We start from the raw sequence: 23,260 nt of genomic DNA on the forward strand, positions 1-23,260 counted from the left end.
CCCGTCAGGGGCGTCGCGGCGACGGAAGGAGGCCGACCTTGTCGTAGACGCGGCGCACCGTCGCCTCGGCCACCTCGCGGGCCTTCTCGGCACCGTCGGCGAGGATGCGGTCGAGCTCGGCCCGGTCGGCCATCAGCTCGAGCGTGCGCGTGCGGAACGGCGTGACAGCGTCGACGACGACCTCGGCGACGTCCTTCTTGAGGTCTCCGTAGCCCTTGCCCTCGTACTGCTGCTCGAGCAGGGCCACCGGCGTGCCCGACAGGGCCGAGTGGATCGAGAGCAGGTTGGAGATGCCCGGCTTCTCGTCCTCGTCGAAGCGGATCTCGCGCTCCGCGTCCGTGACGGCCGAGCGGATCTTCTTGGCGATGCGCGCCGGCTCGTCGAGGAGGCTGACGAGGCCGGCATCCGAGGCCGCGGACTTGCTCATCTTGGCCGTCGGCTCCTGCAGGTCCTGGATCTTGGCCGTGGCCTTCATGATGTGCGGCTCGGGCACGACGAGCGTCTCTCCGAAGCGCTGGTTGAAACGCCCGGCCAGGTCGCGTGACAGCTCGAGGTGCTGGCGCTGGTCCTCGCCGACCGGAACCACGTTGGCGTCGTAGATGAGGATGTCGGCGGCCTGGAGCACCGGGTAGGCGAAGAGCCCGACGTTGGTGTTGGTGCCCTTGGCCGACTTGTCCTTGAACTGGGTCATCCGGCTGGCCTCACCGAAGCCGGTCAGCGTGCCGAGCACCCAGTAGAGCTCGGTGTGCTGGGCGATGTGGCTCTGGACGAAGAGCGTCGAACGCGCCGGGTCGACCCCGCCCGCGATGAACTGGGCCGCCGTGATGCGCGTGCGCTCGCGCAGCACCTGGGGGTCGGGCGCGACGGTGAGCGCGTGCAGGTCGGCGACGAAGTAGAACGCGTCGTGGGTCTCCTGCAGGCGCACCCACTCGACCAGCGCACCGATGTAGTTGCCGAGGTGGAGCGAGTCGCTCGTCGGCTGCATGCCCGAGAGGCTGCGGGGCGTCGTGGTCGGGAGGGGGGACGTCGAGGACATGGCTGCATTCTGGCCCATCCTGCTGCCGCTCCCCCAACCGACCTCTGCCCGGTCAGGCGGTCGCGGCCCCGTCCAGCGCCGTCAGGTCGTAGTCGACGACGACCGGCGCGTGGTCGCTCCAGCGCTCCGCGTACGTGGCGGCGCGACCCACGTACGCGTGGCGTGCCGCCGCGGCGAGCCGCCTGCTCGCCAGCTGGTAGTCGATGCGCCAGCCGGCGTCGTTGTCGAACGCCTTGCCGCGCCACGACCACCACGAGTACGGGCCGGCGACGTCGCCCACGTGGCGACGCAGCACGTCCACCCACGCGTCGTCCTCGAACCAGCGGTCGAGGTAGGCACGCTCGTCGGCCAGGAAGCCGCTCTTCCCGAGGTTGCCCTTCCAGTTCTTGAGGTCGGCCTCGCGGTGGGCGATGTTGAGGTCGCCGGTCACGACCATCGCGTCGCCGGCCGCGGCGGCTCGCTCGAGCCTTCGCGTCACGGCGTCGAGGAAGTCGTACTTGACGACCTGCCGGTCGGTGTCGGCCTCGCCGGTGTGCACGTACGCGGACACGACCGTGAGCGGGCCCGCTGCGGTCTCCACGTCGGCCTCGACCCAGCGCCCGTCGTCGGCGAACAGCCCGTCGGGGCCCACGCGTACGGCGACGTGCGGCTCTCGGGTGACCACGGCGACCCCGGCACGCCCCTTGGCGCCGCCCTCGGTGTGGGCCACCGACCAGTGGGCCAGACCGGCTTCCGCGAGCACCTTGCCGAGCTCGACGTCGTCGGCCCGCACCTCCTGCAGCGTCAGCACGTCCGGCTGCGCCTGCTGGAGCCACGGCACCATGCCCCGTCGGGCTGCCGCCCGGATGCCGTTGACGTTGACCGTGATGACGCGCATGCCGCGATTGTGCAGCAGGCGGGCGACAGGCGTCCGCCGGCCCCACGGCTTGCCCCGAACACCCGCGGTGGTATGCGGCTTGCTGCCTAGAATGCGACGTGCCCACCGACGCCCTGGTCCTCGCACCGGTCATCCTCGCCTGCGTACTCGTCGCGAGCGCGGTCGGCAAGGTGCGGTCACCCAGCGCGTCGGTCCAGGCGTTCAGGGACCTCCGGGTGCCGGCGCCCCTGTCGGGCAGGTTCGTCGTCGCGGCGCTGCCCTGGGTCGAGCTTCTGCTCGCCCCGGGTCTGCTCCTCGTCGGTGGCGCGGGCGGGGTCCTCCTCGCCGCGGTCGCCTTCCTGCTGTTCGCGGCATACCTGGTGCTCGTCACCCGAGCGCTCGGCTTCGACGAGGACGTCGAGTGCGCCTGCTTCGGCACGTTCGCGCCGGGCCGCATCAGCGGGCGCACCGTCCTGCGCAACACCTGGCTGCTGGTGCTCGGGGTCGCCGCCCTGGCGCGGTCGCTCGACGGCGACTCGGTGGCTGCCCGGCTCGCCGACGGCCGGGCGCCCTGGTGGTGGCTCGCCGGGGCCGTCGCTGCCGCCGTGACCGTCGGGCTCGTCGCAGGGCAGGGCGGTCGGGCCGCCGACGCCCGGACCAGCCGGGCCTACGCCGAGGCGGCGGAGGACGGCGACTACGTGAGGGCACGGACCCCGGCCTTGCCGGTGACGCTCGGTGACGGGTCTGCCACCACGCTGCGGGAGCTCAGCGCCGAACGCCCGCAGCTCCTGGTCCACGTCTCCGAGACGTGCGGCAGCTGCGTGGAGGTGATCGAGGCCGTGCCGGGCTGGCGCGACAGGCTGCCGGCCGTCGACATCCGCCTCGTGCTGCGTGCCGCGCCCGGGGCGAGCACGCTCACCTCGGTCACCGAGCCCCACAGCGTCCACGACCCCGAAGGCTTCGTGGGCGAGACGTTCGACATGCAGGCAACACCGAGTGCCGTGCTGCTCGGCGCCGACGGGATGCTCGCCGGAGGTCCGGTCGTGGGCAGCTACGCCGTCCCCGACCTCGTCGACGGCATCCTCCGCGAGCTGGCCGAGCTGCACACCCCCTGAACCGTCATCGGGGCCGGCGGGATCGACGGCCCCGATGGGGTCTGTTCCAGGGCGACCAGGTCAGGGGCAGGGTGCCACCGGTGGGGTCACGCAGTTGCCGGGGCGCGTGCACGAGCCGCCGGCCTGGCCGTTGTTGTTGACCGTCCACGAGCTGCCCCCGTTCACGGGGCCGGCCACCTGCGCCGCGGTGCCGGCGCTGGCACAGCCCGATCCCGCGAAGAAGGTGTACTTCACGGTGACGGTGACGTTGTTGGCGCTGTCGGTCGACGCGTTCCCGAAGACGGCGACCTGGGTCTGGCCGTTCGCCGGGATGTTGATGCACGTCGTCGGGGTGTTGCACGCGCTCGTGAGCGTCGTGGCGATGAGCTTCATGTCGGGCACGCCGGACACGCCGAGGCCGGTGACGCGCACCGAGACCGGCGTGTTGAACGTGTTCACGAAGTTGACGAAGAGCACGTAGCCCTTGTTCCAGCAGCCGTAGATGGTGGAGATGCTGTTGCCGGGCAGCTTGCAGGCCGAGCCCTGCGGAAGATCCGGGAACACCGGAGGAACCGAGGCTGCCACGGTCGGCGCAGCCCCCGCGACGACGACGGCGGGCACGGCCCACGCCGCGCCCTTGACGACCGAGCGACGGCTCGGAGGCGCCGGGTCGGCGCCATGACTCTTGGACATAGATGAACCCCCCACTAGATGACTGGAACCCCCCAAGTCATTCGCCAAGATACCTGCTCTGAGCAGGGCGGATACGAGGAAGTCACGCAGCTCGAGCCGTGTTCGGGGGCATGTCCTCACATCGCGCCCGATATGTCGACTTCATACCCCGTCGACGACGATGACGGCGTGCTCGAGCAGCGCGACCACCGCTGCACGCACGAGGGCTGCCGCGTCTCCGGCCTGGGGTTCGCCAAGACGCGAACGCAGCTCGGACTCCAGCGCCGCGAGGGTGAGGCCCTCTTCCACCACGGCGAGGATCTCGCGGCCCAACGGTGAGAGCCGCACGACCACGCTGGAACGGCGTCCCACGAGGACGACCGTTCCGTCGTCGGTCGACAGCTCGTCGACGACGTCGCCGCGGCACAGCCGGGTCAGGGCCCCGAGGTCGGCGTCGGCGCTCATCGCGACCTCCCCAGGACCTCGCGCACGACCGGCTCGACGTCCGCGGCGTCGTGGTACCGCACGCGCCGCAGGCCGCCGGACGACCGCACCAGGTCGGCCAGCAGGTGCAGGGGCCGGTCGAGTGCCGCGAGCGACGACGTCTCGGGAGCCAGCAGCACGAGGGCGTCGAGCAGGTCGACGTCCTCGACCTCGATCGGGTGCCCCTCGGCGAGGTCACGCCTGAGCAGCACGATGCCGGCCAGCCACGGCGGCACCTCCGGTGGCGACAGCCCCAGTGCCTGTGGCGAGACCTCGTCCTTCGGCTGCCTCGTGCCGTCGCGCCGGAGTGAGAGGGGCTTGCAGTACGGAGCGATCGACCGGTCCGGCGCGACCGCCACCGTCTCGTCGGTGACGTAGCCGCGTCCCGGGCCGAGGGCGCGCACCACCGTGGTCTTTCCGGTGCCACCGGGCGCGACCATGGCGATGGTCGCCCCGGACTGCTGGTCGCAGAGGGCCGACGCGTGGAACATCGCCATCGTGCCGGCGCGCGCCGTGATCGCCTCCCGCGTCACGGCCTGGGTCAGGGCCTGCAACGCGCGGGCGACGTCGTCGTCATCTGCATCGGCCCCCAGCTGTGGCGCCGTCGCGACCGGGCAGCCGTCCTCGGGCGCGGTGCGGCACGCGGCCCAAGCCCGCTCGACGGCGCTCGTCATCCGGTCGTCGGCGAGCTCCAGGGCGACGGTGACCCCGAGGGCCACGACGTGCACGACGGTCTCGGTGCCTCTCGCGGACGTCATGCGCCGCGGCCTCGGGCACTCAGGCGGTCGAGTACTCCCTCGACCTGGTCGACGCGGTCGGCCCAGTCGGTGGCCGCGGCGCGCGCGGGCCCTGCCGCCGCGGACGGCCGCCTCGGCTGCCGGAGCGCCTCGACGACCTCGCTCGGGAACGACCGCGCCTCGGCGACGACGACGAGTTCGTCATGGAGGTCGCGGAAACCCGCCACCGGCGTCGAGACGACGGGGCGACCGGACGCCACGTACTCGTAGAGCTTGATGGGGTCGAGGCTGTCGGTGAAGGGCGTCACGGCGTGGGGCACGACGAGCACGTCCGCGTGCTGGACGTATGCCGGCACGTCGTCGCTCTGACGCGCCCCGAGCAGCATCGCTGCGGCGCCCTCTAGACGCGAACGCTCTTGCGCCTCAAGGGCATCCGGACCGACGAACACGAGCCGACCGGTTCCTTCGAGCGCCTGCGAGGTCTCCACGCACAGGTCGACGTCGAGGCGGTCGCCGTGGAGGGTGCCGACGTAGACGGCGACCGGTCCGGCTGGCAGGTCGAGCGGTCTCTCGTGCGGGACGAGGTAGGCGGCGGAGTCGACGCCGTTCGGGACGAGGGTCACGGCCCGCGACAGTCCCTTGCTCGCGGCGAGCGCCGGCGAGCACACGACGACCTCGTCGCAACGGTCGAGCAGAACCCGCTCCTGGGCGACCACGCGCTCGGTCTCTGCAGGGGTCCGGGCCGCGAGCGTCCAGTCGTCGGTGACGTCGTAGAGAGACCTCCACGACGTCGCCTCGACGAGCAGCGACCCGGTCGGGTCGTTCACCCAGAGCAGTGGGTCGGTCATCTCGAGCGAACGCGCCGCTCTGAGGACCTGCCGCGCCCACCGCTCGTCGACGCGGCGGTCGACCCGCCTCGGGAGCCACTTCGTCGGCTCGAGCAGCCACAGTGCATCGCCGCCGACGCCGGCGAGCTCGGGTCCGCGGCGCAGTCCCCTGCCGAGCCGCGGCTGCCCGGCGCCCAGGGCCGCGTGGAGCGGGTCGGTGGGCGGTTCGACGAAGAGCACGCGCAGGTCTGGGTCACGGCGCATCAGGCCCGCGACGAGGTGCTGGTTGCGGCGCCACACGCCGTCCCAGGCCTCGAGCGAGATCACGACCAGGTCCATGTCAGAGCACACTCCTGTAGACGGCCTCGGTCTCGTCCGCCTGGTGCGCAGGCGTGAACCGGTCGCGCTGGATGCGTGCCAGCCGGGCGGCATACGCGTCGCGCCGGGCCGGGTCGGCGGCGAGACCGGCGAGCAGCTGACCTGCTCGCACGGCGTCGCCGGGTGGGTGCAGGGCTGCGTCAGGGGCCATTCCGACGGTCTCGAGGTGTCCGCCCGCGGCGACTGCGACCACGGGCAGCCCCGCGGCCATGGCCTCGAGAACCGTCAGCCCCAGACCTTCGATGCGGCAGGGAGCGAGGAGCAGGCCGGCACGGCGCATCAGCTCCGGCACGTCGTGGCGCTGCCTGAGGAACGCGGTCACGCCGTCGATGCCGAGCTCGGCCGCCAGGCGGGTCAGGTGCGCCCGCTCGGCACCGTCACCCGCGACCTCGAGGCGCCAGCCGCGTGCTGCGATACCGGAGGCCGCGAAGGCACGGAGCGCGACGTCGCCCTCCTTCTCCGGCTCGAGGCGCTGCGCCAGCAGCACGACACGGTCGCGCTCCGCGGCGGGGCGTACGGCGCAGGTGGAGTCGACACCGGGGTGCACCACCACGCTCGGCCCCGCCACCTTGTCGGCGACGTAGCGACTGATCGCGATCTGGGCGTCGATGCGTCGTGCTGCAGCACGTGCGGCGACGGCGGCGACCGGGTTGCTGCCCCGTTCACGGGCGAAGTGGCAGGTGGCCACGAGTGGCGTCGTGCGACCGAACAGAGCTGCGGCGCAGGCGATCTCGGCCGCCGTCATGTGGGCGTGGACGATGTCCGCGCCGGCCACCCAGGGGCGCGCGACCTCGAGCACCTCGAGAACGGTCGAGGCTGCCAACGTGCGCACCCCGGCTCCGGCCACCACCGGCATACGGGCGGGTGCCCCACCGATGACGACCACGTCGTGGCCCAGCGCCTGCTGCGCGTGGGCCAGCCGTGCGACATGGCTCTCGACGCCCGCGAACCCGTCGGAGCGCACCGCGTGCAGGATCCTCATGCCGGCTCGCGGGTGCGGGGCGGGGCGACGCCCACCTGGTCGAAGACATCGAGGTAGCGCGCCGCCACCCTGCTCCAGCTGTGCTCGAGCGCGGTCGCTCGGGCGGCAGCCTGCAGGGACGACTGGTCGGCCATCGTGAGGCTCGTCAGGGCCGCGGCGACGCCCTCCGCTGATCGGTCGACGAGATACCCGTCGACGCCGTCGTGCACGACGTCGGCGATGGAGCCGGTGCGGGTGCCGATGACGGGAACACCCATGGCGAGGGCCTCGAGCACCACGAGCGGGGACGCCTCGTACGCGCTGGGCAGGCACAGCACGTCGGCGCCTCGCAACCACACCCGCGGGTCGGGTGACGCCCCGACGAAGGTGATGCGTGCGGCGTGCCGCACCGCTGCGGGGCGCGCCCTCATGGACTCGACCATCGCCGGCGAACCGCCCACGACGACGACCCTGACGGTCGCCGGGCACCGGTCGAGGGCGTCGATGACGAGGTCGAGGCCCTTCCGGGCGTACTCGTGGCCGACGAAGATCGCCAGCACCTCGTCCGCGGCGACCCCGAGGGAGCCACGGACCGCCTCGCGGTCGGCCGCCGTGGGTGGGGCGTACGCGTCGGTGTCGACACCGTTAGCGATGACGGCGGTGGCCGGGACGAGCCGAGGGTTGAGGCTCCTCAGCAGACGGTCGTCCTGCGCCGACAGGTTGACGACGACCCGGTGGGCGGTGGACCCGTAGCGCCGTCGGTCGCGGACCGCGGTGAACAGGTGCAGCGGGTTGCGGACCATGCGGAGCGCGTAGTGGCCTCGTGCCTTCATGGCTGCCCGGACGAGCCCGTGGTTGACGTAGACGTCGCCCGCCAGGGCGTCGTTGTGGCAGATGCTGTCGGCGCCCGGGTGCTCGCGCACGAAGCGGCGGGCGCGAGCCGTCCCGACCGTGGAGAACCACACCACCCGGGCCAGCAGCGCGAGCCGGCCCGACACACGGCCCTGCGGTCGCGGGATGAAGGAGGCCCCGGCCTCGTCGAGGGTGAAGCGCAGCACGCGGTGCCCCTGTCGCGACCACTCCTGCTCGAGGTGGTGGGCGACCCCGCCGACACCGGTGCCGGGACCGATCTCGGGGGCGATCTGGATGATCGTCCTCATCGCGGCCTCCCCTGTGCGGCTGGGCTCGCCGCAGGTCCGGTCGTCGCCGCCGACGCATCGTCGTGCATCGACGCGTCGCCGTCGTCCTGTCGCCGCGCGAAGGCCTCGGCGCCCAGGCAGATCCCGAGGATCACGAACGGCAGCGACGCCTGCACTGCCGACCAGAAGAGGTCGAACTGGCCCTGGACGAACCTCGACACCAGCACGGCGACGGCGAGCGACCCGTAGAGCGGGTCGAGGCGCCAGGCGACGCGCAGGGCGACGAGCACCAGGGCGAGGAAGGCGATGAGTCCCAGCACGCCCGCGGACGTGAGGACCTCGATCTCGGCGTTCGGCGGCTGGAACTGGAACGCGAACCGGTCGGTGTACCACCACCGCAGGCCCACCCCGAACCACGGGTCGGTCTGCCACACCGTCATGGAGTCCTGGAACCAGGTCAGGCGCTGGAGCACCGAGTTGAACCGGTTGTCGGACTGCACCTGGTCCTGCACGAGGCTCGTCACGAAGAGGACCATCGGCACGACGAGGAGCAGGACGAGCTTGGAACGCCTGCGGTCGGTCCTCGAGCGCAGCACCAGGACGAAGACGGCGGCTGCGAGCCCGACGATCGCCTGCCGTGACTGCGTGAAGAGGACGCCGAGCACCATGAAGGTGAGCAGGACGGACGACCAGCGCCGGTTGATGCCGGCCCACGCCGGGCGCGCGTAGACCATGACCGCTCCGAGACCGAGCACGGTGCCCGCGAAGTTCTTGTGCATCGAGTAGGGGAAGCTCGGGTAGACCGGCGACAGGTCGCCCTGCGCCAGGTGGACGACGCCCTCGATGACGGTGATGGCGGCGAGGACCCCGATGGTGCCGGTGAGCAGGCGTACGCCGACCCGCGCGTGACCGTTCGCCCCCACGGCCCAGCCCACCACGAGCGCCCCCGACACCATGACCCAGGCGTGCCCCCACTCGACCGCGTTGGCGGCGTACGGGTTGTTGGCGACGGTGATGAGCGTTGCGAACTGGTATGCCGCCGATGCCCAGAGGACGGCACGCAGACCGGGCGAGAAGGGGCGCTTCGCGAGCAGCAGGGCGGGGACCGCAGCCGCGGCCAGCGCGAGGTCGGACAGTGAGAGGTCGACCCCGCCGCCGCCGATGCGGAGGACGACGAGCAGCAGCGGCAGGACCGCCACGGGGATGATGCCCGGCTGCACGGCGGTCAGTCCGACGGCGAGGACCGCGAGGGCGATGATGCTCGCGACCCCCGGCAGGGTGACGGCAAGGCGTCCGACCGCGACGACCAGCACGAGGGCGCCGAGCACGAGGACGGCCCGCACCAGCTGGTCCCTCGGGCCGACCGTGCGCAGCCGCTGCGGCACGAGGCTGGTCACGAGAGCCTCCCGCCGGCCGGGACGCCGCGGCCCTGGTCTCCGTGGGCCGCTGGGCCCGGTCGCCAGTCGGCCGGCCGGACCTCGACGCGGCGGGGTCCGGCGAGGTAGAGGCGGCCCCGCCGTCGAGCGTCCCGGCCCCGGTCACCGCGGAGCACGGCGCCGCGGAGGGCGGACCCGACGACCTGGCCGGTCCTCGCCACCTGCCAGCCCGCGGCCCCGAAGTGCTTGCGCAGGTAGATCTCCAGCGCGGCGTGGAAGTGGCCTTCGCGGCGCGCCGGGTCGGTGCTCGTGGCGGCCCCCACGTGGAGCGCGCGGGCTGCCGGCACGAGCGCGTGGCGCCACCCCAGCCGGCTGGCCCGAAGGGCCCAGTCGGTCTCCTCCGCGTAGAGGAAGAAGCGCTCCTCGTCGAAGGTGCCGACGTGGTCGATCGCCTCACGGCGGAGCAGCAGCACCGAGCCGATGACGTAGTGGTTCCTCCGCAGCCGGCCCAGGCCGGCCGCCTCGAGCCACGTGGCGGACGGCGACGGGAACGGCCACTCGACGCGTGAGGAGGTGCCCGTCGAGTCGACCTGCGCCGGACCGACGCTCGCGAGGTCGGGCTCGGCGAGCAGCGCCCCGTGCAAGGTGCGGACGTCGTCGGGGTGGACGACGGCGTCGGGGTTGACCAGGAGGACGTCGGCCCGAGGATCGGTTCGCCGTAGCCCCTCGTTGACCCCGGCGGCGAAACCACCGTTGCGGCCGGGGTCGACGTAACGGGCACCGGCGGCCTCGGCGACCGAACGGACGGCTGCCGACGAGGAGTTGTCGACGACGGTGACCGGGAGAGCTCCGAGGGGCGCCAGTGCCTCGGCGAGCAGCTCGGGCTGGCCGTACGCCACGACGACGACCTCGACCGGGCGACCCTGGGTGCCGGGCCGGGTGGCCAGTTCGTCCCACGTCTTCGTGGCTGCGCGGTACAGGGCGTCGTGCTGCGTCGCCACGACGTCCCACGAGGTGGCGGCCGCGCGAGCCAGGCCCGCCTCGCGGAGGCTCCGTGCGACGTCGGCGTCACGCACGACCTCACCGATGGCCTTGGCCAGCGCCGCCTCGTCGCCCTCGGCGACGACGAGAGCTGCATCGCCGACGACCTCCGGGAGCGCCCCGCTGTCGCTGACGACGACGGGGATGCCGCACGCCATCGCCTCCACGGCCACCCTGCCGAACTGCTCGACCCACGAGGGCGTCGTGAGGGACGGGACGGCGAGCACGTCGAGGGAGCGGTAAAAGTCGGGAAGCCGATCGCTCTCCAGCGCCCCGACGAACTCCACGCGGTCGGGGACGCCGAGCGCCGACGCGAGCCGCTCGAGCCGGCGGCGCTCGGGCCCGTCACCTGCGACGCGGCAGCGGAGGTCGCTCTCGAGGGCGACCGCGCGGAGCAGCACGTCGGCGCCCTTGGCGGCCTCGAGCCGACCGGCGAAGCCGACGACCGGCACGCCGTGCGACGACCCGGCACACGCCGTCTGGGTGGAGGGACTGAAGGCGGCGAGGTCGGTGCCGAGGGCGATGGTGCGCGCCCGACCGGGGAAGCCCTTGCGCTCGACGATGCGGCCGGCGGTGTCGTTGCACACGTTGACGCCGCTCGCGTGGCGCAGGGTGGCGCGCTCGAGCCAGCGGAACGGCAGCGGGTGGCGCTTGTCGAGGTTCTGGGCCGAGTAGAGCAGGTAGGGGGCCCGCTGCCTGCGCAGCCAGCGCAGCAGCAGCACCTCGGCGGTCGCGAGGGCGTACGGCTCCTCGTGGATGTCGATCACGTCGACAGGACGCCCGAGGGCACGCCACAGGGGCCGCGGGTCGTAGAGGAAGAGGGCAGGGTGCGAGCCGAAAGTGCTTGCCCCGACAGCGTTTTCACCCTCACGCGGTTCCAGCCGGACCTCACGCCCGCCCTCCGACCACGAGGCAGCCGACACGAGGTCGACGTGGTGGCCTGCACGTCGCAGCGCACGCTCCCTCTCGCGCCACGCGTCGACGACGGCGCTGTGGGACACCCGCAGTGCCCACATGAGCTCCCACCCCGCTCTCCGTGCCCCCAGGCCGATGTCTCGTACTCGGCACAACCCCCTTGGATGATATGGGAGGATGCGCCTACGTACCGCTGAGTTGGCCGGGGGGGTCAATGACGTTTCGGGAGTTCCTCGGCGTGTTGGGTACACGCTGGCGGATCATCGCGCTGAGCCTGCTTGCGGTTGTCGCCGCGGCGGCTGTCCAAACCATGCTCACCCCCGCCGTCTACACCTCCACCGCGAAGATCTTCCTCTCGGCCACCCAGCCGCCGGCCGCGGGCAGCGGCAACCAGCCCGCCACGTATGCCGTCAGCACCGACGACCTCGCCCGCTACCTCGACGTGCTCAACGCGCCGTCGGTCATGGAGCCGCTGCGCGAGCGCCTCGGGCTCGCGCCGGACACACCCCTGTCGGTCAGCGGTGAGGTCGCGCAGACGTCGAACATCATGACCATCACCGCGACAGGTGGCGACCCGTCCCTGCTCGCTCGCATCGCCAACGAGGCCGGCCCTGTGCTCGCCGACGTCGCGACGAAGAAGTTCTCGCCGCTGCTGGCCGCGAACGGCCAGGCGGTGGAGGCCACGCCGATCACGCCTGCGACAGTGCCCGCCGAGCCGGTCTCGCCGAATGCCAAGCGAAACCTCTTGCTCGGCGCCCTCCTCGGCCTGGCCCTGGGCATGGGCCTGGCGCTGCTGCGGCACACGCTCGACACGAAGGTGCGCACCGAGGACGACATCAAGGCGCTGTCGCCGCGTCCGATCCTCGGCGACATGCCGACGGTGAAGTCCGCCAAGAACGGCCTGCTCTCGCTCGAGAGCGACCCGCACGGCCGGCACGCCGAGTCGATCCGCCGCCTGCGCACCAACATCCTCTTCGTCGACGTCACGACCGGTGGCCACTCGTTCGTCATCACGTCGTCGGTGCCGGGCGAGGGCAAGACCACCACGACGATCAACCTCGCGCTCGCGATGGCCGACGCCGGCTCGAAGGTGCTGCTCATCGACGGCGACCTGCGCAACCCCTCGGTCGCCCGCACGATGGGGCTCGACGGCGCGTTCGGCCTGACGACGCTGCTGCTCGGCCAGGCCGACCCCGACGACGTGATCCAGCGTTGGCGGACGTCGACGCTGCACGTGCTGCCGGCCGGCCCGGTGCCGCCCAACCCGAGCGAGCTGCTGGGCTCCGAGCCGATGGAGGTGCTCTTCGGCAAGCTGTCGCACGAGTTCGACTTCATCCTCGTCGACAGCCCGCCGGTCGTGCCCGTCGTCGACGCCGTGCTCATCAACAAGCTGACGCACGGGCTGATCATGGTCGTCGGCGCCGACCGCACCAAGAAGCGAGACCTCGCGAGCGCCGTCCAGTCGCTCGAGACGGTCGGCGCGCCGGTCGCCGGCTTCGCCCTCAACATGGTGTCGGCGAGCTCGTCGACGACGCACCGCTACGGCTACTACGGCTACAACCGCGGCGCCGACACGAAGCAGGGGCGCCGCGCGAAGAAGCGCGCGGAGGCCAGGCACGAGGCGTGACGACGGGCCGTTTGCCGACCGGCCGCTGGCGCGTCGGACCTCTCGGGCGTCAGGTCCCCGGGGACGGCACCGGTTCGACGAGGTCGCGCTCACGCAGGTCCTGCACGAACGCCTTGACGTCGCCGACGATGCGCTCCTCGGGCTCACGCACCGCCTCTGCGACCCGTCCGACCCACCCTGCGGCGGGATGCGTCGTCGCCTCGACCCAGATGAGGGCCGCGACGCCCTCGAGAACCATCACCGGGCCGTCCGGGAGCCGGGCGAGGTAGACGAGAAGGTCGTCGTGACCCATCGTGACGCCGACGTCGCGCGCGGCGCGGTAGGCGGCGCTCATCCGACGTCCCTGGACGTCGGACGACGGGCGCGTGCCACCTGCTCGCCGAGTCCCCGGGCCGGCCGTCGGAAGAACTCCACCGCGACCTCACGACGGGTCACCGGTCTGCCTCGCACGATCGTGAGGTGCTCGACGTTGACGAGCACGGATCGCAGGGCGACCGACAGCTTGGCGCGCGAGCCGTCGGCAGCCCGGAGCCGGGCGCGCCACTCGTCCAGTCGCGTGCCGCCGCGCGCGGCCACCCGCCAGAGGTCGTATGCCGGGTCGTCGCGGTGGTCGTCCAGCGTGCCGGTGACGACGGAGAAGCCGAGCCCTGCGTCGAGGCGGTCCACCCACTCGAGGATGCGAGCCCGCCGGTCGTCGTCGACGGAGGTCCACACCGACTCGATGTCGTGAAGGCCCTTGGGGTCTCCCCCGCCCCGGGCGGCGTGGAGCAGCAGGAGAAGCGCGTGGGCATCTCTCGACGGCACCGTGCACTCGATGCCGCCGAGCATCATGGTGTCCCGTTCGGCCCACAGCGCGTCGAACGCCGCGCTCGGGGTGGGCCCGGCTCCGGGATACACCCGGTGGAGGTCGAGGAGGCCGAAGTCGTTGTGCCGCAAGGTCGCCGAGTGCTCGAACGACGAACCGAACGCGAACGAGTTGATCACGAACCAGCCGTGCCGGCCGAGGGCGTGGAGCAGCGACCGGACGTGTTCCGGCCGGACGAGCACGTCGGCGTCGGAGTAGCCGCGTCCCGGCACCAGCGTCGGGTCGAGGGCAGCACCCTTGACGTGGAGCACGTCCAGACCGTCGCGGTCCGCGACCCACTGGACGGAGGCGTGCGCGAACCCGATGCGGACCTCCAGAGGCACCGTCGCCGAGGCGCTGGCGTGCTCTGTCGTCTCCTGGGCTGCCATCGCGAACCCCTTTAGACTGCAGAGGGACTGGTCGATCGCACCATAACAGCCCGGTTGGAGGCGCACGTGCCGCATCGCGACCGCCTCGGGTGGGCGCTACTCGCTCTCGCCTCGGCTGGGGGGCTCGTCGTCACCGCCCTCGTCGTCGGGCGCACGGGAGTCGGGGTGACCGCCGACGAGGCCGTGCGCAACTGGCTCCTCAACACGCTGCCCGGACCGCTGCGCCTGGGGCTCGACCGGATCGCGCGCCCCCTCGTCATCGTGGCGCTCGCCCCCACGGTCTGCGTGCTCGCGCTGCTCGCTCTGGTGCGTCGCAGCTGGCGCCGGGCCGTCGCGGGCCTTGCCGTCCCCGCGGCCGCGACACTGACCACGCTGGAGCTGCGAGGGCGGGACGCGTTCGGCATCGGTGGGGACGCCTTTCCCTCCAACCACGCCGCCGCGGGTCTCGGGCTGCTCGTCGGCCTCGCCGTGGTGTGGCCGCGCCCGGTCACCCGTCGCGGGCTGGTGGCACTGGTGGTGGGCGCCCTGGTCGTCGGGCTGGGCAACGTCACGTGGTACGCCCACCAGCCGCGCGACGTGCTCGCCAGTGCGCTGGTCGTGGTCGGGGTCGCGGCGGCGTCCTTCGCCGCGCTCGGCGGCGACAGCCCGAACCTCGCTCGTGCCTCCGGCGAGCCCACCCGCACGGGGCCCGCGCAGGTGCGCTCGTCCTGACGTCAGGCGGACACCGAGCGCCACACGCGGGCGTGCCCCTCGGCGCTGGCCTCCCAGGTGAAGCGCCTTGCCCGCTCGAGCCCGCGATGCGCCATCCTCTCGACCTCCGCTCCCCCGGAGAGCATGTCCAGCACGCCCTCCGCGAGGCCCGCGCCCGTCGGGGCGACGAGCAGCCCTCCGTCGCCGACGACCTCGGGCAGGGAGGACCGGTCGGACGCCACGACCGGCACTCCCGTGGCCATCCCTTCCAGGGCAGGCAGTCCGAACCCCTCGACGAGGGAGGGGACGACGACGACCGAGGCGGCGGCATACAGCCCCGGCATCGCCTCGTCGGGGACCCGGCCGACGAGGCGGACCCCCGGCAGTGGGGCGAAGAGCTCGGTGCGACGAGGGTGCGGGGGGCCGGCCAGCACGAGGGTCACGTCGGGACGGGCGGCGCGCACCCGCGGCCACGCCTCGGCCAGGGCCTCGAGGTTCTTGCGCTCCGAGGCGCCGCCGGCGGCGAGGACGTACGGCCCCGTCACGCCGAACCGGGCCAGTGCGTCGGCAGCGAGCGGCGCGGCGCCGAAGTAGCGCTCCTCGACCCCGTTCGGCACGACCACGGGGTCGTCGAGCCCCAGCAGGTCGACGGCCTCGGACGCGGTGAACGCCGACACGCAGACCACGGCCGCGGCGCGACGCAGCTCCTCCGCAGCGGCCCGCACCGGCGCGGACTCGTCGGCGTAGCGCCAGGACACGACGTCGTGGAGCGTGACCACCTCGTGGGGTGCCGGCGGCAGCTCGAGGCTCATGCGGTGCACGAGCCCTGCCCCGGCGTACGCCAGTCGTCCCGCAGCCGCTCGCGCCCCCGGTGACGCCGCGGCGAGCCAGCCCATCGGCAGGCGACGGTTGCCGCCCAGCGACGACCGCACAGAGCGCACGACGACGCTCCGGACCTCCCACGGCTCGTCACCCGCGGACAGGCGCGCGAGCGCCGCCGGCGCCCTGGAGCTGACGTGGCGCTCGTACGCCTGCGCGCCCATGGGCACTGCGGTGGCCGACGTCGCGATCGAGAGCCGGGGCACGTGTGGTCCTGCCTGTCGGAGTTCGGGACGGGGCTGCCCTCGCATCGTAGATTGAGACCGCACGCGTGCCGTCGGACCACGCGCAGTGACGGGAGGAGTCGCGGTGGGTCGTCGCGTCGCGCTCGTCACGTCGTCGTACCACCCGCACCTCGGCGGGGTGGAGTCCCACGTGCGCCACGTCGCGCGCGAGCTGCGGGCCCGGGGCACCGACGTCGAGGTCTGGGCCGTCGACCGCGGCGAGCACCTCGGCGTCACCGAGCTCGACGGCATCGTCGTCCGTCACCTGCCGACCCCGATGCCTGCCCGGTCGGCCCGCGCCCTCGGCAGCTTCGCCGTCGCCGCCCCTCGGGCGTGGCGCACGTGGCGGGCGGCCTTCCGCAGCTTCCGACCCGAGGTCCTCCACGTCCAGTGCTTCGGGCCGAACGGGCCGTATGCCGCCGCGCTGGCGAGTCGCACCGGCACCCCTCTCGTGCTCTCGACCCACGGCGAGACCTTCGCGGACGACCACGACGTGTTCGGCACCTCCGCCCTCCTCCGGGAGGCGCTGCGCCGCGCCATCGCGTCGGCCGCCGCGACCACCGGCTGCTCGGAGCAGGTGCTCGACGACCTGCGCGAGCGCTTCGGCTTGCAGGACGGGGTGGTCGTCCCGAACGGCGTCGGACCGGCCCCGGGGACGCCTCCCGCAGGGACGACGCTTGACGCCGGCCTGCCCGACGGGCCCGTGGTCCTCGGCGTCGGTCGCCTCGAGTCGGCCAAGGGCTTCGACCTGCTCGTCGAGGCGGTCGCAGGCCTCGACGGCGACCTCTCGCCGACGCTCGTGATCGGCGGTGTCGGCTCCCAGCGCGCGGCCCTGCAGGCGCTCGGCGAGGAGCTGGGGCTCGGTGGACGGCTGAGGCTCGTCGGGGCGCTCGACGAGGGCGGCGTCCACGCGTGGATGACACGTGCCGACGTCGTCGTCGTGCCGAGCCGCAAGGAGGCCTTCGGCATCGTGGCGCTGGAAGCGTGGCGCGCCGGAACGGCTTTGGTGGCAACGACTTTGGGGGGACCCTCGTCCTTCGTCACCGACGGGGTGGACGGCGTCCTCGTCGACCCGGTCAACACCGCCGCCCTCGGGCTGGCTGTCGAGGACCTGCTCCGCGACCCGAGCCGCCGGGCCGCGCTCGGTGCTGCGGGTCGGGAGTCAGCGCGGCGTTACACGTGGGAGGCCGTCGCGGCGGCGTACGCCTCCGTCTACGAGAACTCGACGGTCAAGCGAAGTGCCGGTCGACCGGCCTCGCGGTGAGCAGGCGGAGCAGCCGTGGCACGACCCGCCGAGCAGGCCGCGGGACGCCCCTGACGACGGCGTCGGCGTCGGGGACCGTCAGGCCGGATCTCGTGAGCCGCAGCAGCGCGACGTAGGCCGTACCTCCGAGGAGGGCGGCGGCGACCGCCCGCAGCCACGGGTTGCCGGGCGTGACGTCGGTCGCGAGCAGGAGGAGCCCGGCGATCCCTGCGCCGGTGAGGCACGGCAGGGCGTCGCGGACGGCCAGGCCCACGGTGACGCCGAGGCCGCGCAGCTCGGAGCGGGCCAGGATGAGCAGGTTGGTCATGGACCCGCCGATGTTGGCGATGACGGCGCCCCAGATGCCCAGGGCCGGGATCAGGCCCACGGCCAGCACGACGTCGACCACCAGGGCCACGGACGTCGCCCTGAGCATCTCGCCGGCGGACAGCCGGGCCGACACGAAGGCCACCACCGGGCCCCCGACGGTGACGAACCCCGCCGCGACGCCGAGCGCGACGACGACCGGGCCCGCCTCGGTGAACTCGGGGCCGTAGAGCACCGGCACGAGGACCGCGAGCGGCACGACGGCGACGGCCTCGACGAGACCGACGACCGTGGCGCCGGCCCGCAGCACCCGGCGGAAGGCCGGGCGGACTGCTGACGCGTCGACCTCGAGCAGCCCGGAGATGGCCGGCACGAGGGGTCCCACGAAGGCCTGGGCGGGAGCGAAGACGTGGCCCGCGAGCCCGAACGCGAGGGCGAAGACCCCGACCGCGGCGGGGGTCGCGAGCCAGCTCATGAGGAAGATCTCGCTGCGCGACATGACGAGCCCGCCGATGACCCCGGCGAGGCCCACGGGGAGGGCGTAGCGCCAGAAACCGGTCGGCATCCCCGTCGGCAGCGCGGGGCGCAGCACCGCCTTCCGGTAGGCGGCCGAGATGGGGAGGAGGCAGAGCGCCACCGCGATGCCGGTGACGACCAGGCGCGTGGTCCACACGGCGTCGGGGGTGCGGGCGGCGAGCACGACGACGACCACGGCAGCCTGCGTCGCCAGTGAGGTCACGAGCGCGATCTTGGCGCCGTCGGCCGTCTTGTTCTCGATGGCGAGGCACGCGACGGCCCCGTCGAGGGCGGCCGGGAAGACGATGCCGAACACGACCGCGACGACGAGCGCACCGACCGGCACGTCGGCGAAGAGCAGCACGACGAGCGAGAGCACGGGCATCACGACGACCAGCCGGAAACCCTGCGACTGCGACAGCAGCCGAGCCACGGCGTCCGTGCGCCCGGCGGCATGCGCCTTCGCCCCGAACTGCACCACGGCAGAACCGAACCCGGCCGTCAGGATGCGGGCCACCACCTCCATCAGAGCGGTGAGGAACGCCAACCGGCCGTAGTCGGCGGCTCCGAGGACCCGCGCCATGAGGAGGTTGACGACGAAGGCCACCGGGATGGCGATGAACGTGTGCATGACGGTCCAGACGGCCCCGCGCACCGCGCTCTCCTGCAGGCCCGCGCGGCTCATCGCCCCCGTGGGCTGCTCACCCGTCGTCACGCCGGACCCCGTTCCCCCGGTCGAGCGCGTCCATCAACGTCGCGCTGCGCTCCGAGTGGACCTTGCGGCAGAACGGCGACCCGGAAGCCCTGATCTCCGCGAGGTCGTCGAGCGTGAAGGTCCTCGTCGTGTCCGCCTCGGGCAGCCAGACGGAGTACGACACCGGGCGGGCGACGGCCGGCGGCGCGGCGTTCGCGAGCACCGTCTGCAGCGCCGACTCGTCGGCGATCACCGACCTCTCGTAGACCGACCGCAGCGCGGCCCCGGGCGCCAGGCCCTGCAGGACGAGCTCGAGACGCTGCCGGTCGACCGCCAGCCACTGCGACCCGAGGTGGATGCGGGCGGCCGGCGCCGGCATACGGCGTCTGACACCCACGTGCACGCCCCGGCCGCGGTCGACGAGGCGCAGCGCCGCTACCGGTTCGACCCGGTGGGCCAGGGCTCGAGCGACCCGGCCCAACGACGTGTCCCGACGCACCGGCCCGTCCAGCGGCCTCGTCCGGAACCAGGCGTACGTGTAGCGGGTCAGCTCGTCGTCGCCCCTGCCGTACCGGGCGCCCCACGCGGGCGTGTAGTCGAGCGGTCGCGCGGTTCCCTGCCAGCCGCCGGCGGCACGAAGCTCGTCCTCCCAGGCCGCGAGCGGCCGCACGGGGTAGCACTGGCCCGAGACGAGCACGACGAGGTCGGGGTCGACGGCGTCGCGTGCGGCGCGCATCGCCTCGAGGGTCACCTCGACCAGCTCCCAGGACCCCCAGTCGGTGGGGCGACCGTGCGAGACCACGCGTACGCGTTCGTCCCCGATCACCGGTGCGGGGTGGCGCCGCGCGTCGTGGGTGACGAGGACGGAGGCCGCCGGGCTCGAAGCGAGGACGGCCTCGACGAGCCGCGTGACCTGCTCGGGCTCCGTGTGGCTGAGGACGACGTAGGCCGCGGGCACGGTCAGGTCCGCGTCATGCTCGGGCGGTGCGCCGGTCGCCCAGGCGGGTGCGGACGGCCGCCGTGGTGCCGACGGCGAGCCCGCCGAGCGCGGCCGAGGCGTGCAGCGCCCTGCCGCCGGCGGCCCGCACGCGCTGGCGGGGGCTGCGGTCGCCCGTGACGACGGCTCTGGCACCGTCCGCGACGTTCGCGCCGACCTCGCGCAGGGCGACCCCGTAGAAGCGGCGCAGGATCGGGGCGCCCATCCCGAACGCGTGCGACAGCAGCACGACGTGGTTGCGGTGCCCGTAGAAGGTGTAGCGAACGTCGAAGCGGCGGCCCTTCGTGTAGGGCGCCGCCACGTGCTCGACGAGGGCCGCCGGCGTGTAGACGATGCGATGCCCGGCCCGGCCGAGCCGGAGCATGATGTCGCTCTCCTCGCGCAGGCACGTGCCGGGGAAGAGGTCGACGATGCCGCCGATCTCCTCGAGGGCCGAGCGCCGCACCGACATGTTGGCCCCGAGCACGTGGTCGACGTCGAGGTCACGGCCGGTGTCCGCCGCGAAGTTCCCGGTCAGCGTCCCGTCGGGCAGCAGCCGCCCGACGGCGTCGTGACCCTCGTGCTCCTCGCCCGGGCGACCGTTGCTCGCGCGGCCGCCGACGGCCCCGACCGACGGGTCGGCGTAGCGGGCGAGGATGTTCTCGAGCCAGTCGGGCTCGGCGTACGCGTCGTCGTCGATGAAGGCGACCACGTCCGAGCCCGTCTCGGCGACGCCGATGGCGCGTGAGGTCGCGAGGGTGCCGGGGCCGGCGTCGTTGCGGATGTAGCGCACTCCGGGGAAGCCGGCGACGACGTCGGCCGTCAGGCGGTGCGGCGAGGAGTCCACGACCACGATCTCGTGAGGCGTGCGCGTCTGGCGAGCGAGGTGCTCCAGGCAGGTTCGCACGTTGTCCGGGCGGTTGAAGGTCGCGACGACGACGTCGACCGACAGGGACGGGGCCTCAGGCATGGGCCGAGTATCGCAACCGGACCGCCCACGCGGGGCGGGACCGGAGATTCCCGTTCGTCCCGCGATCAGGTGGTGGTGAGCGGGGGCCAGCCGGCCTCGGCCAGCGCCGTGTCGAGCAGGTCGGCCGAGGCGTCCCACGTGTAGCGCGCCGCGTTGCGCCGCCCCGCCTCGACGAGCGCCGAGCGACGAGAAGGGTTCGCCGCGATCTCGCGCACGGCCTCGACGACCTGCTCGGGCTCGCCCGGGTCACACAGCACGGCGCCGTCGCCCGCCACCTCTGCCATCGGCCCGGCGCGCAACGCGACCACGGGGCAGCCCAGCCGCTGCGCTTCGACGACCGGGATGCCGAAACCCTCGTAGAGAGAAGGGAAAACGAGCGCCGTGGCGCTGCCGTAGAGCCACGCCAGCTCGTCGTCGGAGAGGCGACCGGCGAAGGTCGCGCAGGACCACCGGCCCGCGCCCACGTCGGCGAAGACGCGGTTGCCGCCCGTCGCACCCACCACCACCGAACGGATCCCCGCCGTCTCGAGGGCGTCGAGTGCGGACACGAGGTTCTTGTGCCGGGCGAAGGTGCCGACGCAGAGCACCCACGGGGCCCCGTCGTCGAGGTGTGCCTCGACGCCACCGAGGTCGGGCCGCGTCGGCGTGAACCGGTCGACGTGGTCGCTGCCGTCGGGCACCACGCAGACCCGGCCGCGGTCGAGCCCGAGCACCGCCTGCAGCTCGCCGGCACTGAACCCGGACACCGTGAGCACCCGCATCGCTCGTCGGGCCAGCACGCGGTACATCGCGCGGTACCACGTGCGGAAGCCGCGGCTGTAGGTCTCGGGGTGGCGGAAGACGGAGACGTCGTGGAGCGTGGCGACCTGGCGACGCGCCAGCACCGGGGCCGGCCCACCGAGGCTGAGGAGCAGGTCGCGGCGCGCGAGCCAGGGCAGCACCAGCTGCTCGAAGACCTGCCCGCTAGCCCGCGACTCGCGCACCCGGGCGACGGCCGCGATCGGCCCGGGAACGCGGGTTCCCTTGGGCACGTGCACGACCACGCGGTCGCCGTGCCGCGCGGCGAGGCGCGTCGTGAGCTCGAGGGCGTAGCGCTGCGTGCCGGTCGTGGCCTGCGACAGGAATCTGCCGTTCACCGCCAGCGCACCGCCACGGTGACTCAGACTGAGGCTCGGCACCTGCCCGAATCTAGCGTCCGTCCGCACCGGAACGGAGACCATGGCCGATCGACCGCGCGTCGCGATCGCGCACGACTACCTCACCCAGCGCGGCGGCGCCGAGCGGGTCGTCCTCGCGCTGCACCGGGCGTTCCCCGAGGCGCCGATCCACACGACGCTCTACGACCCCGAGGGCACCTACCCCGAGTTCCGCGATGCCCACGTCATCGTCTCCCCCATCGACCGGCTGGCCCCGCTGCGCCGCAAGCACCGCGTCGCGCTCCCCCTGCTGCCGTATGCCGTCTCGCGCCTTCCCGTCGACGCCGACGTCGTCGTCGCGTCGAGCTCCGGCTGGGCGCACGGCGTGCCGACGACGGGCCGAAAGCTCGTCTACTGCCACGCGCCGGCGCGGTGGCTGTACCAGGCCGAGGCCTACCTCGGCGGTCCCGCGCACCGGTCGCTGCAAGGCCAGGGCCTCACCCTGCTCAGCGGCTGGCTGCGCCGCTGGGACCGGCGTGCCGCCGCGTCGGCTGACCGCTACCTCGCGAACTCGACCGTGGTCGGCGAACGCATCACGGCGGCATACGGGATCGACGCGGAGGTCGTGCCGCCGCCCTACGGCATCGACGCCGACGCCCCGCAGGCACCGGTTGACCGGCTCGCCGACTGGGCCGACGGCTACCTGCTCGTCGTGTCGCGCCTGCTGCCGTACAAGAACGTCGGCGTGGCGGTCGAGGCGGTGCGGGGGCTGCGCGAGCGTCTCGTGGTGGTCGGCTCGGGCCCGCTGGCCGAGCAGCTGCGGGCGACCGCGCCCGAGAACGTGCGGGTCCTCAGCGACCTGACCGACGCCGAGCTGCGATGGACCTACGCCCACGCGCGCACGCTCCTCGCCCCGAGCCTCGAGGACTTCGGCCTCACACCGCTCGAGGCGGCGGCCTTCGGGGTTCCGACGCTCGCGCTGCACGGCGGGGGCTACCTCGACACGATCGACGAGCGCGTCAACGGGACCTTCTTCGAGGAGCCGACGGTCGAGGCGCTGCGGGCGGCCGTCGTCGCCGACCGCGCGCGACGCTGGGACGGCGACGCCATCCGCGCGCACGCGGCCCACTTCTCCGAGCGACGTTTTCACGAACGCATCCACGAGGAGGTCGACCGCCTCATACGATGACGCGCGGGGGCGTGGACACGGGGGCGTGGTCCACCCTCGCG

Annotated in this window: 22 protein-coding genes; 5 read left to right on the forward strand and 17 right to left on the reverse strand. The window is 73.2% G+C overall.

The window, feature by feature from the left end; translation table 11 throughout:
• Positions 1 to 4 precede the first annotated feature (4 nt).
• On the reverse strand, positions 5 to 1,036 hold the full coding sequence (trpS, locus tag ACFQ2V_RS09315) for a tryptophan--tRNA ligase (RefSeq protein ID WP_386052399.1): 1,032 nt from the start codon (positions 1,034 to 1,036) through the stop codon (positions 5 to 7).
• 52 nt (positions 1,037 to 1,088) lie between these two features.
• The gene (locus ACFQ2V_RS09320) at positions 1,089 to 1,913 is read right to left on the reverse strand and encodes an exodeoxyribonuclease III (protein WP_386052400.1); all 825 of its coding nucleotides are present in this window, start codon (positions 1,911 to 1,913) and stop codon (positions 1,089 to 1,091) included.
• Between the two features lie 98 nt (positions 1,914 to 2,011).
• Here ACFQ2V_RS09320 and ACFQ2V_RS09325 point away from each other — a divergent pair, with 98 nt between their 5' ends.
• Positions 2,012 to 3,007, forward strand: a complete 996-nt coding sequence (locus ACFQ2V_RS09325; RefSeq protein WP_386052401.1) for a TlpA family protein disulfide reductase — start codon at positions 2,012 to 2,014, stop codon at positions 3,005 to 3,007.
• Between the two features lie 60 nt (positions 3,008 to 3,067).
• Here ACFQ2V_RS09325 and ACFQ2V_RS09330 read toward each other — a convergent pair whose 3' ends face one another.
• The 8 genes from ACFQ2V_RS09330 to ACFQ2V_RS09365 all read right to left on the reverse strand — a co-directional run bounded on the left by ACFQ2V_RS09330 (position 3,068) and on the right by ACFQ2V_RS09365 (position 11,601).
• Entirely contained in the window at positions 3,068 to 3,679 is a 612-nt protein-coding gene (locus ACFQ2V_RS09330) for a hypothetical protein (RefSeq protein WP_386052402.1), read from the reverse strand.
• A gap of 141 nt (positions 3,680 to 3,820) precedes the next feature.
• Positions 3,821 to 4,123 carry a hypothetical protein gene (locus ACFQ2V_RS09335; protein ID WP_386052403.1) on the reverse strand — a complete coding sequence of 101 codons (303 nt, stop codon included), beginning with the start codon at positions 4,121 to 4,123 and terminating at the stop codon, positions 3,821 to 3,823.
• Positions 4,120 to 4,899: a hypothetical protein gene (locus tag ACFQ2V_RS09340; protein ID WP_386052404.1), complete on the reverse strand. Its 780-nt coding sequence runs from the start codon at positions 4,897 to 4,899 to the stop codon at positions 4,120 to 4,122. The genes ACFQ2V_RS09335 and ACFQ2V_RS09340 overlap by 4 nt, the downstream gene beginning before the upstream one ends.
• Complete coding sequence (locus ACFQ2V_RS09345) at positions 4,896 to 6,044, reverse strand: glycosyltransferase (RefSeq protein WP_386052405.1); 1,149 nt, start codon at positions 6,042 to 6,044, stop codon at positions 4,896 to 4,898. The genes ACFQ2V_RS09340 and ACFQ2V_RS09345 overlap by 4 nt, the downstream gene beginning before the upstream one ends.
• A 1-nt stretch (position 6,045) precedes the next feature.
• Positions 6,046 to 7,065, reverse strand: coding sequence for a glycosyltransferase family 4 protein (locus ACFQ2V_RS09350; protein ID WP_386052406.1), 1,020 nt, complete (start codon positions 7,063 to 7,065; stop codon positions 6,046 to 6,048).
• Positions 7,062 to 8,204 carry a glycosyltransferase family 4 protein gene (locus ACFQ2V_RS09355; RefSeq protein WP_386052407.1) on the reverse strand — a complete coding sequence of 381 codons (1,143 nt, stop codon included), beginning with the start codon at positions 8,202 to 8,204 and terminating at the stop codon, positions 7,062 to 7,064. Before ACFQ2V_RS09355 ends, ACFQ2V_RS09350 begins: the two co-directional genes overlap by 4 nt.
• Complete coding sequence (locus ACFQ2V_RS09360; RefSeq protein WP_386052408.1) at positions 8,201 to 9,580, reverse strand: O-antigen ligase family protein; 1,380 nt, start codon at positions 9,578 to 9,580, stop codon at positions 8,201 to 8,203. The genes ACFQ2V_RS09355 and ACFQ2V_RS09360 overlap by 4 nt, the downstream gene beginning before the upstream one ends.
• A complete protein-coding gene (locus ACFQ2V_RS09365) occupies positions 9,577 to 11,601 on the reverse strand; it encodes a glycosyltransferase (RefSeq protein ID WP_386052409.1) in 2,025 nt (674 codons plus the stop codon). The genes ACFQ2V_RS09360 and ACFQ2V_RS09365 overlap by 4 nt, the downstream gene beginning before the upstream one ends.
• Positions 11,602 to 11,825: 224 nt before the next feature.
• Between ACFQ2V_RS09365 and ACFQ2V_RS09370 the strand changes: the two genes are divergently transcribed.
• Entirely contained in the window at positions 11,826 to 13,142 is a 1,317-nt protein-coding gene (locus ACFQ2V_RS09370; RefSeq protein WP_386052410.1) for a polysaccharide biosynthesis tyrosine autokinase, read from the forward strand.
• 49 nt (positions 13,143 to 13,191) lie between these two features.
• Here the strand turns inward: ACFQ2V_RS09370 and ACFQ2V_RS09375 are convergent, their stop codons facing one another.
• Together ACFQ2V_RS09375 and ACFQ2V_RS09380 are read right to left on the reverse strand one after the other, a co-directional pair.
• On the reverse strand, positions 13,192 to 13,476 hold the full coding sequence (locus ACFQ2V_RS09375) for a PqqD family peptide modification chaperone (protein WP_386052411.1): 285 nt from the start codon (positions 13,474 to 13,476) through the stop codon (positions 13,192 to 13,194).
• Complete coding sequence (locus tag ACFQ2V_RS09380; protein ID WP_386052412.1) at positions 13,473 to 14,375, reverse strand: nucleotidyltransferase family protein; 903 nt, start codon at positions 14,373 to 14,375, stop codon at positions 13,473 to 13,475. Before ACFQ2V_RS09380 ends, ACFQ2V_RS09375 begins: the two co-directional genes overlap by 4 nt.
• 66 nt (positions 14,376 to 14,441) lie before the next feature.
• Here ACFQ2V_RS09380 and ACFQ2V_RS09385 point away from each other — a divergent pair, with 66 nt between their 5' ends.
• The gene (locus tag ACFQ2V_RS09385) at positions 14,442 to 15,086 is read left to right on the forward strand and encodes a phosphatase PAP2 family protein (protein ID WP_386052413.1); all 645 of its coding nucleotides are present in this window, start codon (positions 14,442 to 14,444) and stop codon (positions 15,084 to 15,086) included.
• Positions 15,087 to 15,088: 2 nt separating this feature from the next.
• Here the strand turns inward: ACFQ2V_RS09385 and ACFQ2V_RS09390 are convergent, their stop codons facing one another.
• Entirely contained in the window at positions 15,089 to 16,150 is a 1,062-nt protein-coding gene (locus tag ACFQ2V_RS09390; RefSeq protein WP_386052414.1) for a glycosyltransferase family 4 protein, read from the reverse strand.
• Positions 16,151 to 16,253: 103 nt separating this feature from the next.
• Between ACFQ2V_RS09390 and ACFQ2V_RS09395 the strand changes: the two genes are divergently transcribed.
• A complete protein-coding gene (locus ACFQ2V_RS09395; protein WP_386052415.1) occupies positions 16,254 to 17,432 on the forward strand; it encodes a glycosyltransferase family 4 protein in 1,179 nt (392 codons plus the stop codon).
• On the opposite strand, the gene ACFQ2V_RS09400 is transcribed toward ACFQ2V_RS09395, so the two are convergent.
• The 4 genes from ACFQ2V_RS09400 to ACFQ2V_RS09415 all read right to left on the reverse strand — a co-directional run bounded on the left by ACFQ2V_RS09400 (position 17,398) and on the right by ACFQ2V_RS09415 (position 22,072).
• A complete protein-coding gene (locus ACFQ2V_RS09400; RefSeq protein WP_386052416.1) occupies positions 17,398 to 18,969 on the reverse strand; it encodes a lipopolysaccharide biosynthesis protein in 1,572 nt (523 codons plus the stop codon). The genes ACFQ2V_RS09395 and ACFQ2V_RS09400 overlap by 35 nt on opposite strands.
• The gene (locus ACFQ2V_RS09405) at positions 18,956 to 19,906 is read right to left on the reverse strand and encodes a hypothetical protein (protein ID WP_386052417.1); all 951 of its coding nucleotides are present in this window, start codon (positions 19,904 to 19,906) and stop codon (positions 18,956 to 18,958) included. Before ACFQ2V_RS09405 ends, ACFQ2V_RS09400 begins: the two co-directional genes overlap by 14 nt.
• Positions 19,907 to 19,919: 13 nt before the next feature.
• Positions 19,920 to 20,894 carry a glycosyltransferase family 2 protein gene (locus ACFQ2V_RS09410; protein WP_386052418.1) on the reverse strand — a complete coding sequence of 325 codons (975 nt, stop codon included), beginning with the start codon at positions 20,892 to 20,894 and terminating at the stop codon, positions 19,920 to 19,922.
• 65 nt (positions 20,895 to 20,959) lie between these two features.
• Positions 20,960 to 22,072 carry a glycosyltransferase family 4 protein gene (locus ACFQ2V_RS09415; RefSeq protein WP_386052419.1) on the reverse strand — a complete coding sequence of 371 codons (1,113 nt, stop codon included), beginning with the start codon at positions 22,070 to 22,072 and terminating at the stop codon, positions 20,960 to 20,962.
• A gap of 40 nt (positions 22,073 to 22,112) precedes the next feature.
• Between ACFQ2V_RS09415 and ACFQ2V_RS09420 the strand changes: the two genes are divergently transcribed.
• Positions 22,113 to 23,219, forward strand: a complete 1,107-nt coding sequence (locus ACFQ2V_RS09420; RefSeq protein WP_386052420.1) for a glycosyltransferase — start codon at positions 22,113 to 22,115, stop codon at positions 23,217 to 23,219.
• Positions 23,220 to 23,260 lie beyond the last annotated feature (41 nt).

It is taken from the genome of Terrabacter terrigena (assembly GCF_042676085.1).
GTDB lineage: Bacteria > Actinomycetota > Actinomycetes > Actinomycetales > Dermatophilaceae > Terrabacter > Terrabacter terrigena.

Coding starts and splice junctions, on each gene's coding strand:
- trpS (WP_386052399.1), bottom strand. CDS start 1,036: ATGTCCTCGACGTCCCCCCTCCCGACCACGACGCCCCGCAGCCTCTCG.
- ACFQ2V_RS09370 (WP_386052410.1), top strand. CDS start 11,826: ATGCTCACCCCCGCCGTCTACACCTCCACCGCGAAGATCTTCCTCTCG.
- ACFQ2V_RS09355 (WP_386052407.1), bottom strand. CDS start 8,204: ATGAGGACGATCATCCAGATCGCCCCCGAGATCGGTCCCGGCACCGGT.
- ACFQ2V_RS09350 (WP_386052406.1), bottom strand. CDS start 7,065: ATGAGGATCCTGCACGCGGTGCGCTCCGACGGGTTCGCGGGCGTCGAG.
- ACFQ2V_RS09330 (WP_386052402.1), bottom strand. CDS start 3,679: ATGTCCAAGAGTCATGGCGCCGACCCGGCGCCTCCGAGCCGTCGCTCG.
- ACFQ2V_RS09335 (WP_386052403.1), bottom strand. CDS start 4,123: ATGAGCGCCGACGCCGACCTCGGGGCCCTGACCCGGCTGTGCCGCGGC.
- ACFQ2V_RS09345 (WP_386052405.1), bottom strand. CDS start 6,044: ATGGACCTGGTCGTGATCTCGCTCGAGGCCTGGGACGGCGTGTGGCGC.
- ACFQ2V_RS09380 (WP_386052412.1), bottom strand. CDS start 14,375: ATGGCAGCCCAGGAGACGACAGAGCACGCCAGCGCCTCGGCGACGGTG.
- ACFQ2V_RS09375 (WP_386052411.1), bottom strand. CDS start 13,476: ATGAGCGCCGCCTACCGCGCCGCGCGCGACGTCGGCGTCACGATGGGT.
- ACFQ2V_RS09340 (WP_386052404.1), bottom strand. CDS start 4,899: ATGACGTCCGCGAGAGGCACCGAGACCGTCGTGCACGTCGTGGCCCTC.
- ACFQ2V_RS09420 (WP_386052420.1), top strand. CDS start 22,113: ATGGCCGATCGACCGCGCGTCGCGATCGCGCACGACTACCTCACCCAG.
- ACFQ2V_RS09320 (WP_386052400.1), bottom strand. CDS start 1,913: ATGCGCGTCATCACGGTCAACGTCAACGGCATCCGGGCGGCAGCCCGA.
- ACFQ2V_RS09410 (WP_386052418.1), bottom strand. CDS start 20,894: ATGCCTGAGGCCCCGTCCCTGTCGGTCGACGTCGTCGTCGCGACCTTC.